The sequence below is a fragment of the Mesorhizobium sp. USDA 4413 genome (genome assembly GCF_056280365.1).
On record NZ_JBVPRP010000001.1, the window covers coordinates 6316861 to 6337379 of the forward strand.

Here is a 20519-nt window from a genome sequence, read left to right on the forward strand (position 1 = left end):
AATGCGGTAACACCGTGGCGATATCCCGTCAAAAATGATGCACAGCACTTCGTGGTAAACCGCTGGTTTAGATCAAGAATCCGGCCTCGGCCAGAACACGATCTGTTACCGTTAGCGTTAATGCGTGATCGTCGGCAACGCCAACTGCTGAAAACCCGGGATTTTCACGTCCAAAGCGACAATTTGACTCGGAGTTTAAGCGCGCAAGCTAGCTCGAGGCTTGTCTGTCACGAGGCAAGCCGGTCGACGCGACCAGCTTCGGGATCAATGCCATATTCCTTCAACTTGCGATAGAGCGTCGAGCGGCCGATGCCCAACCGGCGCGCAACTTCGCTCATCTGGCCGTTGTAGTGGTCGATCGCCAGCTTAATCATCTCGAGCTCGACATCGGCCAGCGCCCGCACATTGCCGCGCTCGTCGAGCGCACGAAGCGTTCCGAAGCGCGGCTGCGGCCTGGCCGGCGCTTCCCCGTCGAACAAGGCAGCCTCCATCGTGTCGGCAACATCGTCTTGGCGGATCTCCTCCGCAACGGTTTCGGCGACGGCGGATGCCGGCTCGGCTCGGAGATTGACCGTGCCTTCCACCTGCGCCCGGATCTGCGGGAACTCCTCCTCGGTCAGCACATCGCCCTCGGCAAGCACCGACGCGCGGAAGACCGCATTCTCCAGCTGGCGGATGTTGCCCGGCCAGTCATAGGCCTGCAGCATCGCAAGCGCCGACGCCGATATGCCGGCAAGGCGGCGGCGCGGATCGGCCGGGGCGACCTTTTCCATGAAATGGCGGACAAGATAGGGAATGTCGTCGCGGCGGTCGCGCAGCGGCGGCACGAAGATCGGGTAGACGTTCAGCCTGTAGAACAGGTCCTCGCGGAACTTGCCGTCCTTGACCTGCTGCAGAAGGTTGCGGTGCGTGGCCGAGATCAGCCTTATATCGACCTTGACGGTCGAGCGGCCGCCGACCGGATCGACCTCGCCCTCCTGCACGGCGCGCAACAGCTTGACCTGGACGTCGAGCGGCAGGTCGCCGATCTCGTCGAGGAACAGCGTGCCGGAATTCGCTTCGACGAATTTGCCGGTGTGTTTCTCCGTTGCGCCCGTGAAAGAGCCCTTCTCGTGGCCGAACAGGATCGATTCGACGAGATTGTCCGGGATGGCGCCGCAATTGACGGTGACGAACGGCTTCGAGCGGCGGTCGCCGCTGCCCTGGATGGCGCGCGCCACCAGTTCCTTGCCGACGCCCGACTCGCCCTCGATCAGGATCGGGATGGTGGAGGCCGCCGCTTTCTGCCCGAGTCGGATCACCCGGTCCATCGCCGGGCTGCGCGTGATCATGTCCTTGAAGGTGAGATGGCCGCCGCCGCGTCGCCGCGACGCGCGCTTCATCTCGTCCTCGACGGCTTCCACCTTGAGCGCGTTGGAGATCGCGGTCTGCAGCCTGTCGGGCGACGCCGGCTTGACGACGAAGTCGAAGGCGCCGTGCCGCATCGCCGAGACGACCGTCTCAATGCCGCCCTGGGCCGTCTGCACGATGACGGGAATGTTGATGGCGCGCTCGCGCATCGCCTTCAGCATGCCGATGCCGTCGAGGCCGGGCATGACGAGGTCGAGAATGACGACGGAGACGTCGCGCGCGTTCGGCCCGTCGAGCACGTCGAGGCCGGCCTCGCCGCCATCCGTGACGATCGCGGTGTGGCCGAACTTGGTCAACGCGGCTTCGACCAGCCTGCGCTGCACCGGATCGTCGTCGACTATGAGTATGGAACCTGTCATGACTGTTTGAGTTGTCCGCCCGAGAAAATCCCCATGGATCATCTTGGCACAGGGTTCTAAATAAGGTTTCAAAAAACCCGGTGAACGAATTCCTTAGGATTTGACCGGCTTCTCCTTTCCCTTTGATTCTGGAAGGTATTGTTGATGCGCATGGTATTTGGTCGGCGGCTTGCGGCGCCAACGTCCGGCCAGGGCGCTGCGGGGCTTGGCGACCTGCCGGAATGGAATCTCGCCGATCTCTATTCCGGCATGGAAGCGCCCGAACTGAAGCGCGACATCGCCAAGGCGGCCAGCGAGGCCGTCGCCTTCGAGACCCGCTGGAAAGGCACGCTGGCCGCGGAAGCCGGACGGGGCGGCACTGGCCGGCTGGGCGAGGCGCTGAAAGCCTATGAGGCGCTCGAGGAGCTGATCGGCCGCATCGTCTCCTATGCGGGGCTCGTCTATGCCGGCAACACCGCCGATCCGCAGCGCGCCAAGCTCTATGGCGACGTCCAGGAAAAGATGACGGAAGCGAGCGCGCATCTCCTGTTCTTCGCGCTCGAGCTCAACCTGATCGACGACGCGGTGATCGAAAACGCTTTGGCCGCCGACAAGTCCTTCGGCCACTACCGGCCCTGGGTGCTCGACCTCAGGAAGGACAAGCCCTACCAGCTCGAGGATCGCGTCGAGCAATTGTTCCACGAAAAATCGGTCACCGGTCGCGGCGCCTGGAACCGCCTGTTCGACGAGACGATGACCGACCTGCGCTTCGATGTCGACGGCGAGGAGCTGACGCTGGAGCCGGCGCTCAACCGGTTGCAGGATGCGAATGGCGAGGTCCGCCGCCGCGCCTCCGAGGCGCTCGCCGCGACCTTTCGCAAGAACCTGCGCATCTTCACCCTCATCACCAACACTTTAGCCAAGGACAAGGAAATCTCGGACCGCTGGCGTGGCTTCCAGGACATTGCCGAGTCGCGCCACCTCGCCAACCGCGTCGAGCGCGACGTGGTCGATGCGCTGGCCGCGGCCGTGCGCGAGGCCTATCCGCGGCTGTCGCATCGCTATTACTCCATGAAGGCGCGCTGGCTCGGCATGGAGGTGATGAACCACTGGGACCGCAACGCGCCGCTGCCGGAGACGCCGCAGGCGGTGATCAGCTGGGACGACGCCAGGGACACCGTGCTCTCCGCCTACCAGCGTTTCTCGCCGGACATGGCCGAAATCGCACGCGGCTTTTTCGATCGCAGATGGATCGACGCGCCGGTCAGGCCGGGCAAATCGCCCGGCGCCTTCGCTCATCCGACGGTGCCGTCGGTGCATCCTTACGTGCTGCTCAACTACATGGGCAAGCCGCGCGACGTGATGACGTTGGCGCATGAGCTCGGCCATGGCGTGCACCAGGTGCTGGCCGCCGGCCAAGGCGCGCTGATGGCCTCCACGCCGCTGACGCTGGCCGAGACCGCCTCCGTCTTCGGCGAGATGCTGACCTTCCGTTCGCTGCTCGAGCAGACCGGCGACAAACGCGAGCGCAAGGCGATGCTTGCCCAGAAGGTCGAGGACATGATCAACACCGTCGTGCGCCAGATCGCCTTCTACGAGTTCGAGCGCAAGGTGCATGCCGAGCGCAAGAACGGCGAACTGACTTCGGACAGGCTCGGCGAATTCTGGCTGGAGGTGCAGGCCGAAAGCCTGGGACCGGCAATCAAGCTGCGCGAGGGCTATGAGGTCTTCTGGACCTACATCCCGCATTTCATCCACTCGCCTTTCTACGTCTATGCCTATGCTTTCGGCGATTGCCTGGTGAATTCGCTCTACGCGGTTTACCAGAACGCCGAGCGCGGCTTTCAGGAGAAGTATTTCGAGATGCTGCGCGCCGGCGGCACGAAACATCACTCCGAGCTTCTGGCGCCCTTCGGCCTCGACGCCACCGATCCCGCTTTCTGGCAGATCGGCCTTGGCGTGATCGGTTCGCTGATCGACGAGTTGGAGGCGCTCGACAATTGACGACAGCAACGGCGCGAACATCGGTCGCAGTATTAGGCTAGACGCATGTTAGCGGGAATCTATTCTTGCTCTAAATAGCTGTTCTTGAATAATTCTCCCGCGCATTTTTCAACTGGCTTTCGACAAGCCATATGATAGCGTCCGGCCTCAAGCTCAGCCGGACGCATTACGCAGGCCAGAGATGGCCGGTCGCGGCGCTACGGCGAATGCGATGATGGCCGTCGGCTAGGGTAAGGCCGAACGCCGATGGCTCGATTGAAGCCGGCGGTTCCGCCAACCACGGAACCTTTGACGATCCTTGGCGTGCGCTCGCCTTCCGGGCCTCGGCCGACAGATCGGACTGGAGAGGGAAATGAGCACTTTCTTCTACATGCTCCTGGCGTTCGTTGTGGGTGTCCTGGTCGGCTGGTTCATCTGGGGCCGCCTGCGCGGCGAGCTCGACAGTCTGCGTGGCGATCTCGACCGCACGCGAAGCGAGCGCGACAGGCTGCGCGCCGACAGCGATCGGTTGAAGGGTGAGCTTGACGCCTGCGGCCGCGCACGCGCCGATCTCGAAAGCCGGCTGCGCGACGCGCCTTCCGCGAAGAGCGGCGCCGACAAGGCCGCCACGCCGGCGCCGGCGGCGATGATGTCGACGCCGGCGACTGCGACATCGGCCAAGGCCGCGTCCGCGAAGCCGGCCTCTGCCAAGAAGCCTGCCGCGACGAAGACCGCGGCGGCACCGAAGCCGGCTGCCAAAACCGCTGCACCCAAGAAAGCGGCGGCCCCCGCGGCAAAGAAAGCTGCCGCGCCGACGACAGGCAAGGCCGACAATCTGCGCCGCCTCATCGGCGTCGGGCCGATCAATGAGAGGCTGCTCAAGGGCCTGGGCGTCACCACCTATGCCCAGATCGCGGCATGGACCGAGGCCGACGTCAAACGCGTCGAGGAAGTGCTCAATTTCGACGGCCGCATCGCGCGCGAAAAATGGATCGAGCAGGCGAAGCTGCTGGCCGCCGGCGACGAAGCCGAATTCGCCCGCCAGTTTCCCTCGGCCGGAACCGCGAGCAACAGCTGAATACCAGCTTATTAGCAGGCAGACGGCGTCCCAACGGGCGCCGTCTTTTGTTTTGGGCCACAACCAGCTTTGCGCCGCCCGACGCCGTTCCCTCGATTGCGTCACGCCGAACCCCCATATAGAGCGGTCGACTGAATTGTCCGCACCCAAGGCTCATGTCCCTGCCCGCAGCCATTTTCCGCAACGACGCGACCGCTCGTCAGCTGGTCTTCGACAGGCCGCGCGAGATCATCGTCGCGCATGACGCGGAAGAGTTCACGCCCGCGCTTGAAAAGGCGCAGGCCGCCTTCGACTCCGGCAAATGGCTGGCGGGCTATTTCTCGTATGAAGCCGGCTACCTGCTCGAGCCGAAACTGGTGCCGCTGCTGCCCGACGGCCGCCGCGCGCCGTTGGTCTGTCTCGGCGTCTTCGATGCGCCCGTCGAGCAGCCCGTGCCGAAAAATGCGGTGCGCGCCAGCAACGGCCCGATCTTCGATGCCAGGGCAACCTGGTCCGCCGAGGACTATGCCGGCCGCTTCGCGCGCCTCCACAACCACATCCGCAAGGGCGACTGCTACCAGGGTAACCTCACCTTCCCGGTCCGTGCGCAATGGTCCGGCGATCCGCTCGCTGCCTTCGACGCTCTGACGGAACGCCAACCGGTCAAATATGGCGCGCTGGTCTCGCTCGGCGATCCGATCGTCCTGTCGCGCTCGCCCGAATTGTTCTTCGAAATCGATGCCGACGGCATGATCGAGACGCACCCGATGAAGGGCACCGCGCCGCGCGGCGCGACCAAGGCGGAGGATGCGCGGCTGAAGGCCTTCCTGCGCAACGATGAGAAGAACCAGGCCGAGAACCGGATGATCGTCGACCTTCTGCGCAACGACATCTCGCTGATCAGCGAAGTCGGCACGCTGGACGTGCCGGAGCTGTTCCGCATCGAGAGTTATCCGACGGTGCACCAGATGGTGAGCCGGGTGCGGGCACGGCTTTTGCCCGGCATCGGCATCCGCCAGATCTTCGCCGCGCTCTTTCCCTGCGGCTCGATCACCGGTGCGCCGAAGATCCGTGCCATGGAAATCCTGCACGAGCTGGAAGACACGCCGAGAGACGTCTATTGCGGCGCCATCGGCTGGATCGCGCCCGGAGGCAGGATGCGTTTTTCGGTAGCGATCCGCACCATCTCGCTCTTTGCCGACGGCGAGGCCGTCTACAATGTCGGCGGCGGCGTCGTCTTCGATTCCACCGCCGAGGAGGAGTACCGGGAGTGTCTGTTGAAAGCGCGCTTCGCGACGGGAACAGTGCCGGCTTCGAGCTGATCGAGACCATGCGCTGGGAGCCGGGCTCGGGCTTCCTGCGCTTCGAGCGCCACCTTGCGAGGCTTTATGCGTCCGCCGCTGAACTCGGCTTCGCCTGCGACCCTGAACGCACCGGCGATGTGCTTTCGAACACCGTCGGCGGACACAAAGTTGCCTTGCGCGTGCGCCTTGCCTTGCAGCGCAATGGCGAAGCGACGGCCGCCGCTCAACCCTATGAACCGCTGCCCGCCGACAAGGTCTGGCGGCTGCAGTTGGCGCGGATCCGCGTCGATTCCGCCAACACGCTGCTGCGCCACAAGACAAGCGTGCGCCAAATCTATACGCAGGCGCGCAGCGAATATCTCTCGACCCGTGCCGACGAAGTGCTTTTGGCCAACGAGCGCGGCGAGCTCTGCGAGGGCACGATCACCAATCTCTTCGCCGATTTCGGCGACCGCACGCTCGCCACGCCCCGCCTCGACTGTGGCCTTTTGCCTGGAATACTGCGCGGCGAGCTTCTGGACGAAGGCCGCGCCGTGGAAGCGGTCTACAGCTTTGACGACCTGAAGGCGGCGAAGGCGATCTTCGTCGGCAACTCGCTGCGCGGGCTGATCCGTGCGACGCTCGGCTGACTGGAGCGGACGACGATTTTCTGTTTGAAGAACGCATGACTATTCGCCAGCCGACCCACACGCCCTATGATGGGTCCTCGAAACTCTTCACCATCGGACTCAAGCCCCTCGAATTCGAGCGCTGGATCGAGGTCGACGAATTCCTGCTGCCGCATCTGGCCGAAAAGCAGCGGCTCTACGCGGAAGTCCCGGAAAAGGTCTTTGTCGAGGAAGACGGCACATACGACGCTCAGCGCGAAGTGCTGGACCTGCTCGTCGCGCATCTCGAAGCCGCGCATCCCGGCACGCACCGCCGCGACGGGGGCGAGCCGGTCGGTTTCGAGGGGACGATCGACAGGCTGCCCCTCGCTCTGCGCGAGGCGCCGCTGGCAAGGGCGTCGCTGCTTGTCCAGGAAGATATGATCCTGATGCGTCGCGACGAGCGCGGCTGGCGGCTTGCCGCCGGTTCGCTCTGCTTCCCTTCGTCCTGGTCGTTGCGGGAAAAATTCGGCAAGCCGCTGCAGGAGATCCACGAACCGGTGCCTGGATTCGGACCCGGCACGCGGCCGGCCGAGCTCATCAACCGCATGTTCGACGGCCTGCAGGGCCAGGCGGTCGAGCGCTTCAACTGGTCGATCCAGGCGGGCGATGCGCTCTATCATCCGCTCTCTAATGTCGAGCGCATCGACCGCGCTACGAGCCGCCCGAGCCGCTTCCCCGACGGCGACGTCAAAGCCCATGCCTTCATCCGCGTCGAACGCCAGACGCTGCGCAAACTTCCCATGTCACGCAACATCCTCTTCACCATCCGCATCCATCTCGATCCGCTGGCGGTGCTCGCCCGCCACCCCGACAGGGCGATGCTTGCCGCGTCATTCGCGGAGCAGCTCAACGCGCTCGATCAGGCCCAGCTCGACTACAAGGGCCTGAGCGCCGACCGTGACCGGCTGGTCGCCTGTCTCAGCGGCATGTCCAAAGTGGCTTAACCACGCCGCCACGCGAGTTAGCCGGCAATTAGTGATTTTCGCTGGTTTGTGACAATGATCTGTGATTGTAGCGCTTGACCGCGGTGCGAAGAGTGCCCGGTTTTGCGCGTGTTTGAAGGAGTGTGCGAAAAAATGGCGAATGAAAACTGGCCCGTTTACGGTGAAATCACCGGTCCTGTCGTGATGATCGGCTTCGGCTCGATCGGGCGGGGAACGCTGCCGCTGATCGAGCGCCATTTCAAGTTCGACAAGTCGCGCATGGTGGTCATCGACCCGCGCGACACCGACCGCAAGCTGCTCGACGAGCGCGGCATCACCTTCATGCAGGACGCGGTGACCGAGAAGAACTACAAGAAGCTGCTCACGCCGCTCCTGACCAATGGCGGCGGCCAGGGCTTTTGCGTCAACCTGTCGGTCGACACCGGCTCGGTGGATCTGATGCGGCTGTGCCGCAAGCTCGGCGTGCTCTACATCGACACCGTCGTCGAGCCGTGGCTCGGCTTCTATTTCAACGCCGAGGCCGACAATGCCAGCCGCACCAACTACGCGCTGCGCGAGGCGATGATCAAGGAAAAGCAGGACAAGCCGGGCGGCCCGACGGCGGTCTCCACCTGCGGCGCCAATCCCGGCATGGTCTCGTGGTTCGTCAAGAAGGCGCTGGTCAACCTCGCCACCGATCTCGGCCTGGAGTTTTCGGAGCCCGCGCAGGAAGATCGCGAAGCCTGGGCCAGGCTGATGAAAAAGGCCGGCGTCAAGGGTATCCATATCGCCGAGCGCGACACCCAGCGCACCAAGAAGCCGAAGCCGATGGACGTGTTCTGGAACACCTGGTCGGTCGAAGGCTTCATCTCGGAAGGGCTGCAGCCGGCCGAGCTCGGCTGGGGCACGCATGAAAACTGGATGCCGAAGAACGGCAGGAAGCACAAGCACGGCTCAAAGGCGGCGATCTATCTGGAACAGCCCGGCGCCAACACGCGCGTGCGCAGCTGGTGCCCGACGCCGGGCGCGCAATACGGTCTCCTGGTGACGCATAACGAGTCGATCTCGATCGCCGACTTCTTCACCGTGCGCTCGAAGAAGGGCAAGGTTCAATACCGCCCGACCTGCCACTACGCCTATCATCCCTGCAACGACGCCATGCTGTCGCTCGACGAGATGTTCGGCGCCGCCGGCAAGCCGCAGCCGGTCCACCATGTGCTCGACGAGAACGAACTGGTCGACGGCGTCGACGAGCTCGGCGTGCTGCTCTACGGCCACGACAAGAATGCCTACTGGTACGGCTCGCAGCTGTCACTGGCCGAGGCGCGCAAGCTCGCTCCCTACCAGAACGCCACCGGCCTGCAGGTGACCTCGGCGGTGCTCGCCGGCATGGTCTGGGCGCTGGAGAACCCGACCGCCGGCATCGTTGAGGCCGACGAGATGGATTATCGGCGCTGCCTCGAAGTGCAGTCGCCTTATCTCGGACCGGTCAGGGGCTATTACACCGACTGGACGCCGCTGGATAACCGGCCGGGCCTCTTCCCCGAGGACCTGGACAAGGATGATCCGTGGCAGTTCCGCAACATCCTGGTCCGATAGCAACGGGGCCTACCGCCCTCACTGCCTTGCAATCGCCCGGAAATCGGGCGATTGAAAGGTGCGGACTGAGGAGAGGATTTTCATCATGACCATCGCGCGCAAACTGCTTGCGGCGGGCGCCGCGGCAAGCCTTCTGGCTGCGGCCGCCTGCACCACCACCGGACCGTCGGAACCGCTGCCCGCCGCCGCACCCAAGGGCGTCGAGGGGAACTGGATCGATGCCAAGGGTACCGGCCTGTCGACCTTCACGGCCGGCAAGTTCACCACCGTCGCCACCGACACCGGGCAGAAATTGTCGGAAGGCAGCTACACCATGACCGGAGCGACCTCGGTCGAGATCCACGGCACCTCGCTGATCCGCCAGACGCCGGTCAGCTTCAACTGCCTGATGGTCTCCACCAGCCAGCTCAACTGCACCAGCGCCAGCGGCCAGAACTTCGTGTTGACGCGCCGGGCCTGAGGCTGGCGAATGTCTCGCTGAAAGGGACGGCGGCGCGAGCCGCCGTCCTTTTTTGTGCCGGCAAACATCTCCCTGATTTGTGCTTGCATCGCCCAGAACCCGATGTGAACATGGCCCAAGGCTGACTGTTATTTTCCAGTCAAGCGAGGGCATTAAGCATGTTCGAAGTCAGCTTATCCGGAGACGAAGATGAAGAAGATTGCCGCGATCCTAGCCCTGTCGGCCTCGGCGCTCGGCCTGTCGGCAGGCGTGTCTTTTGCCGACTACACGCTGAACATCCTGCATTTCAACGATTGGCACAGCCGAATCGAAGGCAACAACAAATACGAGTCGACTTGTTCGGCCGACGAAGAGACCAAGGGCGAATGCATCGGCGGCGCCGGCCGGCTGATCACGGCGATCGCTGAGGAGCGCAAGAAGCTCGAAGGCCAGAACGTGCTGCTGCTCAATGCCGGCGACAGCTTCCAGGGGTCGCTCTTCTACACAACCTACAAGGGCGCGGCGGAAGAGGAATTCCTCAATCAGATCAAGCCCGACGCGGTGACGCTCGGCAACCACGAATTCGACGATGACGAGACCGCCCTGGTGCCTTACCTCGACAAGGCGAAGTTCCCGATCGTCAGCGCCAATGTCGTGCCCAACGAGAAGTCCGGCGCCAAGGACAAGATCAAGCCTTCGATCGTCGTCGAGGTCGGCGGCCAGAAGATCGGCATTGTCGGCGCCGTCACCAACGACACGCCGGAACTCGCCTCGCCCGGTCCGAACATCGCCATCACGGATGACGTCAAGGCGATCACCGCCGAAGTCGAGAAGCTCAAGGCGCAAGGCGTCAACAAGATTATCGCGGTCACTCATATCGGCTACCGGCGCGAGCGCGACGTGATCGCCAAAATCCCGGGTATCGACGTGGTGGTCGGCGGCCACAGCCACACCCTCCTGTCGAACATCGACCCGAAGGCCGAGGGACCGTACCCGACGATGGTCGACAGCCCCGGCGGCTACAAGGTGCCGGTGGTGCAGGCGGCCTCCTATTCGAAATATCTCGGTGAGTTCAAGGTCGTCTTCGACGACAACGGCGTCGTGAAGGAAGCCAGCGGCGCCCCGATCTATCTCGACAAGTCGATCACGCCCGATCCCGCCGTGCTTGCCCGCATCAAGGAACTCGGCGCGCCGATCGAGGCACTGAAGAACAAGGAGGTGGCCGAGACCACCAAGGCGATCGACGGCAGCCGCGAGAACTGCCGCGCGCGCGAATGCGAGATGGGCAATCTCGTCTCCGACGCCATCCTCGACCGCACCAAGGGCCAGGGCGTCGAGATCGCCATCTCGAACGGCGGCGGCCTGCGCGCCTCCATCGACCAGGGCACGGTGACCATGGGCGAGGTTCTGACCGTGCTGCCCTTCCAGAACACACTTGCCACCTTCAAGATCTCGGGCAAGGACCTGGTTGCGGGGCTCGAAAGCGGCCTCAGCCAGGTCGAGGACGGCGCCGGCCGTTTCCCGCAGGTCGCCGGGCTGAAATATTCCTTCGACAAGTCGGTCGCGCCCAATGCCGGCCGCGTCAAATCGGTCGAAGTGATGGAGAACGGCGCCTGGACGCCGATCAATCCGGACAAGCAATACCTCGTCGCCACCAACAATTACGTCCGCCAGGGCGGCGACGGCTACAAGGTCTTCGCCGACAAGGCGACGGACGCCTATGACTACGGCCCCGGCCTGGAGCAGGTGGTGGCCGACTATCTCGGCGCGCATCGGCCCTACACGCCCAAGCTCGACGGCCGCATCACCGAGATTGCTGCGACGACCGCGGCGGCCGAGCCGGCCAAGCCTGCGGAACCGGCGAAGCCCGCCGAAACCGCTCCCGCCGCCACTCAGGCGCCCGCGGCCGAGGCAGCAAAACCGGCCGAGGCTGCGCCAGCAAACAGCGAACCGGCAATGCCGGCTCTGCCTTCCGGTTCCAGCGACATTGCCGGCACGCCGCCGGCCGTTTCGGCTGAGACCGCCCCGGCCGCGCCCGCCGAGACCGCCAAGCCGGCTGAGACAGCGCCCGCGGCGCCGGCCACTGAACCGGCAAAGCCTGCCGAGGCTGCACCGGCAACCCCTGCTCCCGCCGCCGAGCCGGCCAAGCCCGCTGAAACCAAGCCGGCGGAAACCAGCCACACCGTCGCCGCCGGCGATACCTATTGGGACCTGGCCAAGAAAGCCTATGGCGACGCTACCAAATGGAAGCTCATCTCCGAGGCCAACAAGGACTACAAGCCGCGCCGCCTGCCGCTCGGCGCGACGCTGACCATTCCGCCGGCCGCGAAGTAATCGGTCGTCCGGATTCATGGCACCTGCCCGGACAACCGGGCGGGTGTTCCTTTTTCAGATCGTAACGCGGTAAGGTGCGGCCAGACGCGGCATTGAAACCCGGCAGGGCATCGCTAGTTTCGCGGCGCTACCGGAGACTGTTCATGACGCTTGCCAGCCCAACCGACGCCAAAGCCGCCAAGGCCGTCGGTCCGCTGTCCGCCAACGCCGCGCCTGTCAGGCCGGGCAGGATCGGCATCATGCTGGTCAATCTCGGCACGCCCGACGGCACCGACTTTAAGCCGATGTGGCGATATCTTAGGGAATTCCTTTCCGACCCGCGCGTCATCGAGCTCAACAAGGCGATCTGGTACCCGATCCTCTACGGACTGGTGCTGACCACCCGGCCGAAGAAGTCCGGCGCCAACTATGCCAGGATCTGGAACCGGGAGATGAACGAGTCGCCGCTGCGCACGTTCACCCGTGCTCAGGGCGAGAAGCTGGCCGCCGCGCTCGCCGACCTGCCCGACGTGACGGTCGATTGGGCGATGCGCTACGGCAATCCCTCGACGGCAAGCGTCGCCCAAAGACTGGTCGACCAGGGTTGCGAGCGCATCCTCACCTTCCCGCTCTACCCGCAATATTCGGCGACGACGACGGCGACGGCCAACGACCAGCTGTTCCGTGCGCTGATGAAGATCAGGCACGCGCCGGCGATCCGCAGTGTGCCGCCCTATTACGACGAGCCGGTCTATATCGAGGCGCTTGCCCGTTCGATCGAGAAGCACATCGCGACGCTCGATTTCGTGCCGGAAGTGGTTATCACCTCCTACCACGGCATCCCCAAGCCCTATTCCGACAAGGGCGATCCGTACCAGTCACACTGCCTGGAGACTACGCGGCTGCTGCGGGCGAGGCTCGGCTGGGACGAAAACAAGCTCATCACCACCTTCCAGTCGCGTTTCGGCGCACAGGAATGGCTGCAGCCCTATACCGACGTCACGGTCGAGAAATTGGCCAAGGACGGCGTCAAATCCATCGCCATCGTCAATCCCGGCTTTTCCGTCGACTGCATCGAAACGCTGGACGAGATCGGCCGCGAAGCAGCCGAAACCTTCCATCACGCCGGCGGCAAGAACTTCGCCCATATCCCCTGTCTCAACGACAACCCCGGGGGCATGGCGGTCATCGAGGCATTGGTCCGGCGTGAGCTCTCCGGCTGGGTGTGACCGGCTTCACCGGCTGATGCATGTCGCCCAGAAGTGTGCAGCGGTTCTGGGGTAACGACATGCATCAAGACAAGACCCAAAGCGCGTCGACTGAATCCGTTTCAGCGCGACGCGCTTTGGCCCGAAACCGGTACGCAAAGCCTTCGCTAACCAATATTCCCGATCACCCGATTGTAACATTGCGGAAACACACTTAAGTGATTCCGTGAGGTCGCCGCCTTTTGAGGGAGAAACGAAATGGGCTTCAGCGGTTTCGATATTGCCATCATTGTTCTTGTCTTTTTGGTCATCATCCTGCTTTTCAAGGGCATTAGGACGGTGCCGCAAGGTTACAATCATACGGTTGAGCGCTTCGGCCGTTACACCAAGACGCTGACCCCCGGCCTCAACATCATCAATCCCATCTTCGAGCGCGTCGGCGCCAAGATGAACATGATGGAGCAGGTGCTCGACGTCCCGACGCAGGAGATCATCACCCGCGACAATGCCATTGTCGGGGTCGACGGCGTCGCCTTCTACCAGGTGCTGAACGCCGCGCAGGCCGCTTACCAGGTGGCCGGGCTGCAGAACGCCATCCTCAACCTCACCATGACCAATATCCGTACCGTCATGGGCTCGATGGATCTCGACGAATTGCTCTCCAACCGAGACGCGATCAATGAGCGGCTGCTGCGCGTCGTCGACGAGGCGGCGCATCCGTGGGGCATCAAGATCACCCGCGTCGAGATCAAGGACATCAACCCGCCGGCCAATCTGGTGGAATCGATGGGTCGCCAGATGATGGCCGAGCGCGACAAACGCGCCCAGATCCTTGCCGCCGAAGGCCTCAAGCAATCGCAGATCCTCGAAGCCGAGGGCCGCAGGGAAGCAGCCTTCCGCGACGCCGAGGCGCGCGAGCGCTCGGCCGAGGCAGAAGCCAAGGCGACGCAGGTCGTGTCGGAAGCCATCGCAAAGGGCGACGTCCAGGCGATCAATTACTTCGTCGCCCAGAAATACACCGAGGCCCTGGCCAGGATCGGCTCGTCGAGCAACAACAAGATCGTGCTGATGCCGTTCGAAGCCTCCTCGCTGATCGGCTCGCTCGGCGGCATCGGCGAGATCGCCCGCGAGGTCTTCAAGGGCGACGGGCCTTCCGGCCCGCTGCGGCAGGGTTCGCGCCCGCCGGTTGTGCGGCAGACCGACAGCTGAGGTGACAGCCGCAATTCCAGGAAAAGTGTGACACGGTTTCCGTCCGGAATTGCGGCAAACAGAGAAATAGGACGGTTCCTCGTTTCCGTGAAACGGGAACTGCTCCGGGTGGGAGAACATCGATGATCGACCGCATCGTTTCGGAACTCGGCCCCTGGAACTGGATGGTTCTCGGCATCGTGCTCCTGGTGATGGAAGTCGTGGCTCCAGGCGTGTTCATGCTGTGGATCGGCATCGCCGCGCTGATCGTCGGCGCGGTATCGCTGGCGATCTGGGACGCGGCCTTCTGGACCTGGCAGGCCCAGGTCCTTGCCTTCCTCATGCTGGCCGTCGTCTCGGCCTATGTCGGCCGGCAGATCGCCGTCGGCCGGCAAGGCAGCGTCGACCAGCCGCTGCTCAACCGCCGCGGCGCACAGATGGTCGGCCGCACGGCGACACTGGCCGAGCCGATCAAGAACGGCCGCGGCCGCATCCGGCTCGGCGACACGCTGTGGCGCGTCTCCGGTCCCGACCTGCCGGTCGGCGCACAGGTGCGCGTGACCGGGGCGGCGGATACCGATTTGGAGCTGATCGTCGAGGCGATTTGACTGCAAACGCTGTGTAACGAGCGGATATTAAGGTCAGGCCGAGTCGAAAACGGTGGGTTCCGAGAACCGGAGCGGAGCGTACTTTCGTACGTGAGCACCGGAAGCGCAGGAAGCCGCCGTTTGCAAGCCGGCCTCACCTTAATATCTAGGCAGCGCCGATGCGCAGCAGGTCGTGCAAATGCACCAGTCCGACCGGGCGTCTGCCCTCCACGACCATCAGGCTCGTGATGGCGGAGGCGTTGATCGTCTGCAGCGCCGTCGCCACCAGCGTGTCGGGGCTTGCAGTCTTCGGCTTCTTCGTCATCACCTGATCGACGCTCATCGAAAGCAGGTCGCTGGCGATGTGCCGGCGGATATCGCCGTCGGTGATGATGCCGGCCAGCGCGCCGTCGGCGGCGGTGATCGCCACGCAGCCGAAGCCCTTGCGCGACAATTCCAGGATCGCCTCGCGCATTCCGGTGCCCAAAGGCACCAGCGGCAGCCTTTCGCCCACATGCATGATCTCGCGCAGTTGGGTCAGGTTGGCGCCGAGCTGTCCGCCCGGATGGAAGGTGCGGAAATGATCCGGTGTGAAGCCGCGCGCCTCGAGCAGCGCGATCGCCAGCGCATCGCCCATGACGAGCTGCAGCAGGGCGGAGGTTGTGGGCGCCAGCCCATGCGGACAGGCCTCCGGCGCGGCGGGCAGGAGCAGGACGACGTCGGCGGCTCGCGCCAGCGCCGAGCTCTCGCCCGAGGTGATGGCGATCAACGGGATGGAAAAGCGCCGGGAATAGGCGACGATGCCCATCAATTCCTTGCTCTCGCCCGACCAGGACATGGCGATAATGGCGTCATCGCGGGCGATCATGCCGAGATCGCCGTGATTGGCCTCGGCCGGATGGACGAAAAAGGCCGGCGTGCCGGTGGAGGCAAGCGTGGCGGCGATCTTGGAACCGATATGGCCGCTCTTGCCGACACCCGTGACGATGACGCGGCCATCGATGCGCGAGATCAGATCGATCGCGGCGGCGAAGGGCTCGGCCAGCCCGTTTCGGAGCGCGGCGGCAAGGGCCGCCACACCGGCCTGCTCCGTCGCCACCGTTCTCAGCGCCGACTCGATCGCAGCCTGCCTATCCGGCTGCTTTCTTTCTGGGGACCCCGCATGCATGGCGAAGCGATTAGCGCTTTGCCGCGCCCCTGTCCAACAGAATTGCCTTAAGCCTCCGATAGGAGAGGCTCCGGCGCCGCTCTCTCAACCCTCCGTTAACCATCGGCATTTACGGTTCGGTAAGTATGGCGCAACCGCGCCGCGCAAGCAGTGGTGACAATGTCCGGGGGCCTGCCTGAAACGAAAATCGGTCGGAAGGGCATTGCCGTTGCAGCACTGCTGCTGACGGCAAGCGCGCTTGCCCTGCTGCGTCCGGCACCTGCATTTTCGCAGGAAGCCGAGCTGCGTGGCGAGGTCTCCGAATCGGCCATACTTGCCGACCAGCAGCGCAAGGCCAGGCAGTTGCGGGCGCAAGGGTCGTTGGATCAGACCCCGCCGGCCGCGGCCGCCCAGGACACGGCACCGACGGCCTACCAGCCGGCAAGCCCCGGCGCCGTTCCCGATGACGATCAGGCGGCGGGCGCGACGGACAGCATCTTCGACCAGCCGCAGGCGGCGGACGATACACTGCCCGATACCGCGGTGCCGGCGAAGCCGCGCCGGCCCTCGACGGCGAATCGGCGCGCTCAGGACACCAAGGCCGACACCAAGTCGAATACCAAGGCCGCCGACAAGAAGAAGGCCAAGAAAAAGGCCGGCGAGGCCACCGACAGCATGGCCACTGCCGCGACCGCCTCCACAGGCGACAAGGCTGATGCGGCAGCGGCCGACGATGATGGCAGCAACCGCCGCGCCGTCACCATCGACAGTGTCGACAAGCAGAAGCTCGACCCAGGCCAGGAGCGCACCGGATCGATCGATGGGCAGAAGGTCAAGCCGGAGGAAGATCCCTTCGCCGCGCCTGGCGTCAGGATCGGCACCTTTGTCTTCCGGCCGACGCTGGAACAAGGCTTCACCGCGACGTCCAACGCCGATTCCAGCAGCACGGGCAAATCGGCGGTTCTGTCCGAGACAGCACTGCGTTTCACAGCGACCTCCGACTGGCGCGAGAACTCGGCTCTGATCACCGGCTACGGCCAGTTCCGCAACACCGTGTCGGGCGAAAAGATCAACGATGCGCAGGGCCGCATCGAGGGCCAGCTCAAGGTCGATCTCGATAACGAGCTGCGTGCCATCGCCAAGCTCGGCTATGAGGCAGCACCGGAATCGGCTTCCTCGCCGGACGCGATCGCCGGCGTCGACCAACAGCCGCTGCGCCAGACCCTGGACGGCAGCCTCGGTCTCGAAAAGAGCGTCGGCAAGATGCGGTACGCGCTGACCGGCGCGGTCTCCCATGACTTCTATGGCGACGCGGAACTCACCGACGGCACCACCATATCGCAGAAAGATCGCAACAATACGCTCTACACCGCGACTTTGCGCACCGGCTATGAAATCTCGCCGGCGCTCACGCCCTTCACGGAAGTCGAAGTCGGCCGCAGGGTCTATGATCAGCGTCTCGATACCGACGGCTTTGAGCGCTCTTCGAAGCGGCTCGGCGCGCGCGCCGGCGTCGAGCTCGACATGGGCGAGAAGCTTTCGGGCGAATTCTCCGTTGGCTGGTTGCGCGAGGCGCTCGACGACAGCCGCCTTCCGGCAATCGCGGGGCCGTCCATCAATGCCGATCTGAAATGGTCGCCCGAACGCGGCACCACGATCGGGCTCACCGGACAGACCAACGTCGAGACGACCACCACGGCCGGCGAGAGCGGCGATATCCTCTACTCCGGCCGTCTGACCGGCGAGCGCCAGATCCGCGCCAACCTGACGGCGAACTCGGCGCTTGGCCTCGATTGGCGCGACTACACCGGCTCCGACGGCCACGATCTGATCCTGAGCGCCGAGGCCGGGCTGACCTGGTGGCTGAACCGCTATGCCGGCCTCACCACGCGGGTGCGGACCGAGAAGCTGACCAGCAATCTGCCTGGACGCGACTATACGGCCAACAGCGTCTATCTCGGCCTGAAAGTCCAGCGTTAGCAGGCCCGCTGACCTTCCAAGGTTAGAACGCCGCGCCGCGGCGTTCCACCGGCCGCACCTCGTCGAGCAGCGTGCGGATGACGCCGGCCATGCTTCCGTTCATGTCGCTGCGCCACAGCGCGAAGGCGACATTGGCCTCGACGAAACCTTCAGGAGAGCCGCAATCGAAGGTGCGACCCTTATAGTGGTAGCCGTAGAAGGGCTGCTGTTTCTCCAGCTTCAGCATCGCGTCGGTCAGCTGGATCTCGTTGCCGGCGCCGCGCTCCTGTCTTTCCAGGATGCCGAAGATTTCCGGCTGCAGGATGTAGCGGCCGTTGATGTAAAGATTGGAGGGCGCGGTGCCCTGTTTCGGCTTCTCCACCATGCCGGTGATACGGAAGCCGTGATGGGCGTCTTCGCCACGGCCGACAATGCCATATTTATGTGCCTCTGCGGGGTCGCATTCCTGCACGGCGATGATGTTGTTGCCGGTCTCGGCATAGAGCTCGACCATATCCTTCATGCAGCTCTTTTCCGACTGCATGATCATGTCCGGCAAAAGCAGCGCGAACGGTTCGTCGCCCACCAGCTCGCGGGCGCACCAGACAGCGTGGCCGAGGCCCATCGGCACCTGCTGGCGCGTGAAGCTCGTCTGTCCCGGCGCCGGCTGCAGCCGCTGCAGGCGGGCGAGCTGATCGTCCTTGCCGCGCTGGGCAAGCGTGTCGTAGAGCTCGAACTGGACGTCGAAATGGTCCTCGATGACCGCCTTGTTGCGCCCGGTCACGAAGATGAAATGCTCGATGCCGGCCTCGCGCGCCTCGTCGACCACATATTGGATGACCGGCCGGTCGACGACGGTCAGCATTTCCTTCGGGATCGCCTTGGTGGCCGGAAGAAACCGTGTGCCGAGGCCGGCCACCGGGAAAACTGCCTTGCGAACGCGCTTCATGTTGACACCCCTGCGTTTGAGCCAATTATCCGCGCGGCGGCACGCTCTGCAATCCCCCCAAACATTTTCACGTCGGAATCATTTTCACGCCGGAATGTTGGATTACCGGCGAGCAGTGAATGTGAGAGCAAAAGCTGCGATACCTCTTTTCGTTCCCGGCGGCACCTATGGTAAACTAAATACTAACCCAGTTCGGCGTTGAATGATCCTTCCTGATTTGACGAAGGAGGAAATGATGTCCGTTCGCAACACTGCGAGGCGCCTGACGGCATTGGTGACGGCCGCCGGCCTCACGCTGGCCTTGCTGATGCCCGCCGGTCCCGCTTTCGCCGATGCCGGGTTCCGCCAGTGGGTCGCGGGCTTCCGCGCCACCGCGGTGGCAGGCGGCGTTTCGGGCGCTGTCTACGATCGATCCATGAGGGGCATCGAGCCCGACCCGGTTGTGTTGGAAAAGGCCCGCACCCAGCCGGAATTCACCGCGCCCGCCTGGGACTATTTCGACAACCGCGTGCACGACCAGGCGGTCGCCAATGGCCGGGCGATGGCACGCAAATGGAAGCCGTGGCTCGACCGCATCGAGGCGCGGTTCGGCGTCGACCGCAATATCCTTCTGGCCATCTGGTCGATGGAATCGAATTATGGCGAGACGCTCAAGCGCGACGACATCATGCGCAATGTCATCCGTTCGCTGGCTACCCTTGCCTATGGCGATCCCAAGCGCTCGAAATATGCCCGCACCCAGTTGATCGCGGCGCTGAAGATCCTGCAGACCGGCGACATCGACGAGAGCCATCTGATGGGCTCCTGGGCCGGCGCCATGGGTCAGACCCAGTTCATTCCGACCAGCTATCAGCGCTATGCGGTCGACATGGACGGCAACGGCAGGCGTGACATCTGGAATTCGATCCCCGATGCGCTGGCGACCTCCGCCAATCTGCTCAAGAAGAACGGCTGGCAGGCCGGCAAGACCTGGGGCTATGAGGTCACCATCCCGGCCGGCAAACTGCCCGGCGGCGCAAAGACCATCGCCCAATGGCAGGCGCTCGGTGTCGTCAGGGCCAATGGCAAGCCGTTCAGGAACCTGACCGACAAGGCAACGCTGAAAGTGCCGGACGGCCGGGGTGGCCCCGCCTTCCTGATGATCAGGAATTTCTCGGTCATCAAGGCCTACAACAATGCCGACAAATACGCTTTGGCCGTCGGCCTGCTCGCCGATGAGATCGCCGGCGGCACCGGCCTGGTGCAGGACTGGCAGCGGCCCTTCACCAAGCTCACCTTCGAGGAGCGGCAGGAGCTGCAGAAGCGGCTTTCCGAGCACGGCTATTATGACGGCAAGTTCGATGGCAAGATCGGCGACGGCTCGAAGGCCGCCATCATGGCCTACCAGGCCAAGGTCGGCCTGACCCAGGATGGCTATCCGAGCATGGAAGTGCTCAAATGGCTCCGCAAGCAGTAGCTGAGCCGC

16 protein-coding genes are annotated in these 20519 nt (G+C 64.0%); 13 read left to right on the plus strand and 3 right to left on the minus strand.

Translation table 11 applies throughout. The features are described from left to right. Window positions 1-227: 227 nt before the first annotated feature. Window positions 228-1769 (minus strand): sigma-54-dependent transcriptional regulator, encoded by a 1542-nt coding sequence (locus ACVMIM_RS30745; protein ID WP_476116587.1) that lies wholly within the window; start codon window positions 1767-1769, stop codon window positions 228-230. Window positions 1770-1913: 144 nt separating this feature from the next. On the opposite strand from ACVMIM_RS30745, the gene ACVMIM_RS30750 reads away from it, so the two are divergent. The 11 genes from ACVMIM_RS30750 to ACVMIM_RS30800 all read left to right on the plus strand — a co-directional run bounded on the left by ACVMIM_RS30750 (window position 1914) and on the right by ACVMIM_RS30800 (window position 15020). Continuing rightward, entirely contained in the window at window positions 1914-3752 is a 1839-nt protein-coding gene (locus tag ACVMIM_RS30750; RefSeq protein ID WP_476116589.1) for a M3 family oligoendopeptidase, read from the plus strand. Between the two features lie 352 nt (window positions 3753-4104). Next, window positions 4105-4809, plus strand: coding sequence for a proton-conducting membrane transporter (locus tag ACVMIM_RS30755; protein WP_476116591.1), 705 nt, complete (start codon window positions 4105-4107; stop codon window positions 4807-4809). A gap of 155 nt (window positions 4810-4964) precedes the next feature. Next, window positions 4965-6110, plus strand: a complete 1146-nt coding sequence (locus ACVMIM_RS30760) for an aminodeoxychorismate synthase component I (protein WP_476116593.1) — start codon at window positions 4965-4967, stop codon at window positions 6108-6110. Further along, entirely contained in the window at window positions 6059-6721 is a 663-nt protein-coding gene (locus tag ACVMIM_RS30765) for an aminotransferase class IV family protein (RefSeq protein ID WP_476116594.1), read from the plus strand. The genes ACVMIM_RS30760 and ACVMIM_RS30765 overlap by 52 nt, the downstream gene beginning before the upstream one ends. Before the next feature lie 35 nt (window positions 6722-6756). Next, complete coding sequence (locus tag ACVMIM_RS30770) at window positions 6757-7686, plus strand: heme-dependent oxidative N-demethylase family protein (protein WP_476116596.1); 930 nt, start codon at window positions 6757-6759, stop codon at window positions 7684-7686. A gap of 132 nt (window positions 7687-7818) precedes the next feature. Continuing rightward, complete coding sequence (locus ACVMIM_RS30775; protein ID WP_476116598.1) at window positions 7819-9264, plus strand: homospermidine synthase; 1446 nt, start codon at window positions 7819-7821, stop codon at window positions 9262-9264. Window positions 9265-9349: 85 nt separating this feature from the next. Continuing rightward, on the plus strand, window positions 9350-9724 hold the full coding sequence (gene omp10, locus ACVMIM_RS30780; RefSeq protein WP_040997196.1) for an outer membrane lipoprotein Omp10: 375 nt from the start codon (window positions 9350-9352) through the stop codon (window positions 9722-9724). A gap of 189 nt (window positions 9725-9913) precedes the next feature. After that, window positions 9914-12037 (plus strand): 5'-nucleotidase C-terminal domain-containing protein, encoded by a 2124-nt coding sequence (locus tag ACVMIM_RS30785; protein WP_476116600.1) that lies wholly within the window; start codon window positions 9914-9916, stop codon window positions 12035-12037. A 143-nt stretch (window positions 12038-12180) separates the two neighbouring features. Next, a complete protein-coding gene (gene hemH, locus ACVMIM_RS30790) occupies window positions 12181-13245 on the plus strand; it encodes a ferrochelatase (RefSeq protein ID WP_476116602.1) in 1065 nt (354 codons plus the stop codon). A 237-nt stretch (window positions 13246-13482) separates the two neighbouring features. After that, the gene (locus ACVMIM_RS30795; RefSeq protein WP_476116604.1) at window positions 13483-14433 is read left to right on the plus strand and encodes an SPFH domain-containing protein; all 951 of its coding nucleotides are present in this window, start codon (window positions 13483-13485) and stop codon (window positions 14431-14433) included. Between the two features lie 122 nt (window positions 14434-14555). Beyond that, entirely contained in the window at window positions 14556-15020 is a 465-nt protein-coding gene (locus tag ACVMIM_RS30800) for an NfeD family protein (protein ID WP_476116605.1), read from the plus strand. A gap of 145 nt (window positions 15021-15165) precedes the next feature. Here ACVMIM_RS30800 and ACVMIM_RS30805 read toward each other — a convergent pair whose 3' ends face one another. Next, entirely contained in the window at window positions 15166-16167 is a 1002-nt protein-coding gene (locus ACVMIM_RS30805; protein ID WP_476116607.1) for a KpsF/GutQ family sugar-phosphate isomerase, read from the minus strand. A 159-nt stretch (window positions 16168-16326) separates the two neighbouring features. Here ACVMIM_RS30805 and ACVMIM_RS30810 point away from each other — a divergent pair, with 159 nt between their 5' ends. After that, a complete protein-coding gene (locus ACVMIM_RS30810; RefSeq protein ID WP_476116608.1) occupies window positions 16327-18126 on the plus strand; it encodes an outer membrane beta-barrel protein in 1800 nt (599 codons plus the stop codon). Between the two features lie 22 nt (window positions 18127-18148). Here the strand turns inward: ACVMIM_RS30810 and galU are convergent, their stop codons facing one another. Beyond that, window positions 18149-19054, minus strand: a complete 906-nt coding sequence (gene galU / locus ACVMIM_RS30815; protein WP_476116610.1) for a UTP--glucose-1-phosphate uridylyltransferase GalU — start codon at window positions 19052-19054, stop codon at window positions 18149-18151. A 235-nt stretch (window positions 19055-19289) separates the two neighbouring features. Between galU and ACVMIM_RS30820 the strand changes: the two genes are divergently transcribed. Continuing rightward, a complete protein-coding gene (locus ACVMIM_RS30820; protein ID WP_040997720.1) occupies window positions 19290-20510 on the plus strand; it encodes a lytic murein transglycosylase in 1221 nt (406 codons plus the stop codon). Window positions 20511-20519: the final 9 nt, after the last annotated feature.